Genomic DNA, 6,017 nt, shown 5'->3' on the forward strand with positions numbered 1-6,017 from the left:
GGGTAGACCGGTTCCCCAGCCCGGCCGCTGCCCGGTACCGGCCACGCCGCGGCGTTCCCGGGGCCGGTGCCCCGGCGCCTCCGGTGCCGCTATCAAGCGCACCGTCGCCATCCAGCCTGCGGCGTCCGCGCCGCACGTATCGTTCTGCAAACATCCGCGCAACCTGAGATGATGTCATCAACCAAGGAGCCGACCATGCGAACCCCATTTGCCGTCCTCGCCCTGTTGACCGCCGCGCTGTCCTTCAGCGGCCGGACCCACGCCGCGCCCGTGGCCCCGGACAAGAACCACCCCATCCTCGGCATCTGGCTGCTGCAAGTCCCCGACACCACCTGCACGGAGACCTACCGCTTCCGCGCCGACGGCACCACCCTGGTCACCAGCGCCGAAGAGATCTCCCAAAGCGAATTCACCATCCCGGCCAAACCCAGCGCCACTGGCTACTACAAGCTCACCGACCGCATCGTCAAGGACAACGGCAAGAAGGACTGCTCCGGCGACGTCATGAAGGTCGGCACCTCCACCAGCTACTTCGTGCGGTTCAATGACGACAACTCCGTCTTCATCATGTGCCTCGCCGAGTCGATGGACCAATGCATTGGCCCCTTCCGCCGGGTGCCCGGCCAGGACATCTGACGCATGGTGTATATTGCTGGCGGACTGTCAATCACCGCCAGCACTGGCTCACCACCCTATGTCTCCCGCTGTACTGTTCTGCATACTGATCGCGTATTTCCTCCTCCTGCTCGGCGTGGCCTGGGTCACTGGCCGCGGCGCCAACAACGACAGCTTCTTCATCGGTAACAAGAGCAGCAACTGGATGGTGGTGGCCTTCGGCATGGTCGGCACCACGCTGTCCGGCGCTACCTTCATCAGCGTCCCCGGCGCGGTCGGGCGCGATGGATTCGGCTACGGCCAGGTGCTGATCGGTTACGTGGTTGGCTACATTGCCGTCGCCTACATCCTGCTGCCGCTGTACTACCGGCTGCGCCTCACCTCCATCTACAACTACCTGGATGGACGCCTCGGCCGCCGCTCATACCAGAGCGGGGCCGCGTTCTTCATCCTGTCACGCCTGTTCGGCGCCACCGCGCGCCTGTACCTGGTGGTGAATGTGCTGCAGGCGATCATCCTGGACAGCCTGGGCATCCCGTTCTGGGTCACCACCCTCGTCGTGATGGGCATGATCCTGATTTACACCTACCAGGGCGGCGTGCGCACCATCGTCTGGACCGACATGCTGCAGACCACCTGCATGCTGGCCGGCCTGGCCATCTGCGCAGGCTTCCTGCTCAATCACCTCGGCCTCTCGCTCGGCGACAGCCTTGCGCAGATGCAGTCCAAGGGGCTGGCGCGCGTGTTTACCATGGACGTCGATAGCCCCAACTACTGGGTCAAGCAGATCGTGGCCGGCGTCTTCATCGTGGTCACCATGACGGGCCTGGACCAGGAGATGATGCAGAAGACGATCTCCGTGAAGACCGTTGGCGACTCGCAGAAGAACCTCCTGACCCTGACCGCCGTGCTGGTGGTGGTCATCGGCCTGTTCCTGCTGCTGGGCGGCCTGTTGCATCTGTACGCGGGTGCCAACGGCATCGCGGCCACCGGGGACAAGCTGTTCCCGACAGTCGTCATGGACCACCTCCCCGCCTGGGTGCAGATCATCTTCCTGATCGCGCTGATCTCGGCCTTGTTCCCAAGCGCGGACGGTGCCATCACTGCGCTGACGTCCACCTTCTGCCTCGATATCCTGGGCATCAAGCGCCGCACGGACCTGAGCGAGGAGCAGCAGACCAAATGGCGCCACCGCGTGCACCTGGGCTTCGCGGCGCTGTTCGTGCTGCTGGTGATGGTGTTCAAATGGATCGACGACCCGAGCATGATCGGTGTGATCCTTAAGCTGGCCGGCTACACCTATGGCCCGCTGCTTGGCCTGTTCGCCTTCGGCATCCTCACCAAGCGTGCGCTGAACGACAAATGGGTCCCGCTGGTCGTCGTCGCCGCGCCGATCCTGTGCGCGCTGCTGGAAGCGAATCAGGCCGCGCTGCTGGGCAGCTACCGCCTCGGCCTCGAACTGCTGATCGTGAATGGACTGCTGGTGTTCGCCGGACTGTTCGCGATTTCGCGCCCCCCTCATGTCAACCCGGCGGCCGTCACCGCCTGATCTGGAGACCTTCGCCATCATGGCCACTCAAAACCCTTCCCGCGTGCGGCGCTTCTTCGGCGGCTTCTGGCGCGGCGTGGACGCGACGCGCCGCACGGTCATGAACCTGATCTTCCTGCTGTTCGTGATCGTGTTCCTGTGGATCCTGTTCGCGGGCGGCGCCAAGCCGCTGGGCGACAAGACCGCGCTGGTGCTCAACCTGCAGGGAGAACTCGTCGAGCAGCGCACCGGCAGTCCGCGTGACGCGCTGCTGGCCAGCGTGCGCGGCGAGGACCGCAGCGAGATCCAGCTGCGCGACGTGCTGATGGTGCTGGACTCCGCCGCCCGCGACCCGCAGATCGGCAGCGTGGTGCTGCTGCCGGAGCAGCTGCACGGCGGCGGGCTGGCGTCGCTGCACGAACTGACCCAGGCCATCGACCGCGTCAAGGCCGCGGGCAAACCGGTGATCGCCTACGCGGGCAACTACGACCAGCGCCAGTATGCGCTGGCCGCACATGCGAGCGAGGTGTATCTGCACCCGATGGGCGCTGTCTACCTGAAGGGCTTTGGCGGCTACCGCAACTACTATCGCGATGCGCTGGACAAGCTGGGTGTCACGGTGAACGTGATGCGCGTCGGGACCTACAAGAGCTATGCCGAGCCGTTCATCAACAACGAACCATCTCCGGCGGCGCAGGAGGCGGACAGCTTCCTCTACAACGCGCTGTGGTCAGGCTACACCGCGGACATTGAGAAGCAGCGCAAGCTGGAGGCCGGCGCGATCATGCGCGGCATCGAGGAGCTGCCGAAGCTGCTGGACGCGGTCCAGGGCGACACCGGCAAGCTCTCGCTGCAGCTCAAGCTCGTGGACGGCCTGAAGAACCGCGACGAGATCCGCACCATGATGATGAAGCGTGGCGCGCCGGATAAAGAAGGCAAGAGCTTCCGCCAGATCGGCTTCCAGGACTACCTCGCGCGTATCCATCCGAAGCTGATCGGCGATGGCATCGGCGTGGTGGTGGCGCAGGGTTCGATCTCGGATGGGACGGCAGGGCCGGGCGCCATCGGCGGCATCTCGACCGCGAACCTGATCCGCCAGGCGCGCGAGGACGACAGCATCAAGGCCATCGTGCTGCGCGTCGATTCGCCCGGCGGCAGCGCCTATGGCTCGGAGCTGATCCGGCGCGAGCTGGAACTCACGCGGGCGGCGGGCAAGCCGGTCGTGGTCTCGATGGGCAATGTGGCAGCATCCGGCGGTTACTGGATCACCATGGCGTCGGACGAGGTGATCGCGGACGCGCACACTGTCACCGGCTCGATCGGCGTGTTCGCGCTGCTGCCGACGGCGGAGAAGGTCGGCGACAAGCTAGGGATCCACACCGGGGGCGTGACCACCACCTGGCTGTCGGACGCCTACAACCCGCTGCGGCCACTGGACCCGCGCTTCCAGCAGGTGGTGCAGGGCGCCATCAATCACGTGTACGCGGAGTTCACGGGCAAGGCCGCGCAGGCGCGCAAGATGACGCAGGCGCAGGTCGACGCGGTCGGCCAGGGCCGGGTGTGGACCGGGCTGCAGGCCAAGGAACGCGGCCTGGTGGACCGCATCGGCAGCTTCCAGGATGCCCTGAAGTCGGCGGCGCAGCGCGCGAAGCTGGGCAGCGACTACCGGGTGGCGTGGATCGAGCGCGATGTGTCGCGCTTCGACCGGCTGCTGGCGTGGTTTGGGGTGTCGTCCACGCAGGCACTGACGCTGCAGGTCAAACTGGGGCTGGTGGAGGCGCCGCTGCCGCCGGCGGTGGTGGACAAGGCGGTGCGCGAGCTGGCCTTCGTCAATGGTCTGGTGCAGGAGCGCTCGCCCTATGCGGCGGTCACGCACTGCATGTGCGAGGCACCCTGACCGCTTCCGGACACCGCATATTGACAGTTTTGTAGCGACTTTGTAACGACGTGTAGCCCTGTTACATAGAGCGTTCCCCCTTAACGGCGGGCCTGCGGGTCCGCCGTTTTCATTGCTGGGGATGTCAATACGGGTGCATTGGTGCGTTATGAAACATTAGCCGCCAAACGTGCGTGCTAGAGTCATTGCCACATCGCCAAGCTCCCTTCCCGAAGGACCTGTATGGAATCGACCCCTCAGCCGCGTGCATCGCGGCGCTCACGCGTGGTGGGCGGCATGATCGCCGTCGTCGCCATGATTGCCCTTGGCTGGTTTGCCTGGCACCTCACGCACCGCGATGACGCGGCCGGTGGGTCGGGCGGCGGGGCCGCTGGCGCACAAGGCGCGCGCGGGGGACGGGGTGGTGGCGGATTCCGCGGCGGCCCACCGACCACCGTGGGTGTGGCGTGGGCGGAGCGGGCCGACCTGCCGGTGTATATCGATGCCTTGGGCACGGTGGTGCCGGCGGCGACGGCTACGGTGCGTCCGCAGGTCTCGGGCGTACTGCAGAAAGTGAATTTCACCGAAGGACAGGTCGTACGCGCGGGCCAGGTGCTGGCCACCATCGATCCGCGTTCGTTCGAGATGACGCTGCAGCAGGCGATCGGCCAGCGCATGCGGGACGAGGCGCAGCTGGAGAGCGCGCGGGTGACCCTGCAGCGCTATCGCACGCTGCTCGCGCAGGATTCGATCGCGCGGCAGGATGTGGATACGCAGGCGGCCCTGGTCAAGCAGCTGGAGGGGACGGTCACCTCGGACAAGGCGGCCGAGGGGCAGGCGCGTTTGAATCTCGGTTATACGCAGGTGCGGGCGCCGATTGCGGGGCGGCTTGGCTTGCGGCAGGCGGATATCGGGAACCTGGTCGGGTCCAATGACACCAATGGCGTGGCGATCATCACGCAGATGTCGCCGATCGACGTGGAGTTCGCGATTCCGCAGGACCAGGTGCAGGCGGTACAGGAACGCTTGAACTCCGGCGCGGTGCTGCCGGCGATGGCGCTGGACCGGTCGCGCGAGCGGGTGCTGGACAGCGGGCGCTTCTGGGCTTTGGATAACCAGGTCGATACGTCAACGGGGACGGTGCGGGCCAAGGCACGCTTCACCAATCCGGCGCAGCAGCTGTTCCCGAGCCAGTTCGTGAATCTGCGCTTGCAGTTGAATTTGATCCGCGGGGCGGTGGTGGTGCCGGTGACGGCGCTGCGGCATGGCGCTGATGGGGATTTCGTGTATGTGCTGAATGCGCCGCAGCGCACGGTGGCGATTCGCAAGGTCGTGCGCGGACAGGGGGATGCGCAGCGGATCGAGATTCGCAGCGGCTTGCAGGAGTGCGAGCAGGTCATCACAGAAGGGGCGGACCGACTGCGTGATGGCGCCAAGGTCGTCCTCCCCGGCGACCGCCCGCAAACAGGCGGCGCTGGCAGTGGCCGTCGTGGCCGCGGTGGACAAGTTGGCGCAGGTGGCGCAGGTGGCACAAGTGGTGCAGGTGGTGTGGCCGGTGCCGGCGGAGCAGGTGCTGCGGGCAGCCCAACCGGCGAACGTAGCGCAGATGCCGCCCCTGTTGCCGATGGCGCAGCCACTGGCGGCGCAGGGCGTGGCGCAGGACGCAATCGGTCCGGCGCTCGGGGCGGTGACGCTGCCGGTGCGGCGGCTGGCGGCCCCAATGCTCCGGCAAGCTGCCGTCCTGGCGCTGCAGGTGCGTCTGGCGCGGCGGCAGGTCCGGCTGGTGCCGCTGGCGCGGGCGATGATCCTCATGCTGGCCGCCGCGGAAGGGCTGTAGATGGTGCGGCATCCGATGGAACGAACAGTGGTGCGGCTCCGGGAGCTGCCGGTGCCGCTGGCGGTGCGGAGGGTGGGCGCCGCTGGACGCGCGGCGGGGCCGCCAACGCAGGCGACGGATCGGGTGGTGCCACCGGCGGCGGAAGTCAGGCAGGGCAGGGC

At 66.7% G+C, this 6,017-nt stretch carries 3 protein-coding genes and 1 pseudogene; all 4 read left to right on the forward strand.

Features of this window, described 5'->3' with window-relative positions; translation table 11 throughout:
* Window positions 1–195 precede the first annotated feature (195 nt).
* Complete coding sequence (locus E4L96_RS23710) at window positions 196–636, forward strand: hypothetical protein (protein WP_167758684.1); 441 nt, start codon at window positions 196–198, stop codon at window positions 634–636.
* Window positions 637–694: 58 nt separating this feature from the next.
* On the forward strand, window positions 695–2,164 hold the full coding sequence (locus E4L96_RS13365; protein ID WP_135207725.1) for a sodium:solute symporter: 1,470 nt from the start codon (window positions 695–697) through the stop codon (window positions 2,162–2,164).
* Between the two features lie 19 nt (window positions 2,165–2,183).
* Window positions 2,184–4,040, forward strand: coding sequence for a signal peptide peptidase SppA (gene sppA, locus E4L96_RS13370; RefSeq protein WP_135207726.1), 1,857 nt, complete (start codon window positions 2,184–2,186; stop codon window positions 4,038–4,040).
* Between the two features lie 222 nt (window positions 4,041–4,262).
* Window positions 4,263–5,540, forward strand: a pseudogene (locus E4L96_RS13375) (efflux RND transporter periplasmic adaptor subunit); the annotation flags it as partial.
* Window positions 5,541–6,017: the final 477 nt, after the last annotated feature.

The sequence above is a fragment of the Zemynaea arenosa genome, assembly GCF_004614185.1.
GTDB lineage: Bacteria > Pseudomonadota > Gammaproteobacteria > Burkholderiales > Burkholderiaceae_D > Telluria > Telluria arenosa.

Coding starts and splice junctions, on each gene's coding strand:
- E4L96_RS23710 (WP_167758684.1), top strand. CDS start 196: ATGCGAACCCCATTTGCCGTCCTCGCCCTGTTGACCGCCGCGCTGTCC.
- E4L96_RS13365 (WP_135207725.1), top strand. CDS start 695: ATGTCTCCCGCTGTACTGTTCTGCATACTGATCGCGTATTTCCTCCTC.
- sppA (WP_135207726.1), top strand. CDS start 2,184: ATGGCCACTCAAAACCCTTCCCGCGTGCGGCGCTTCTTCGGCGGCTTC.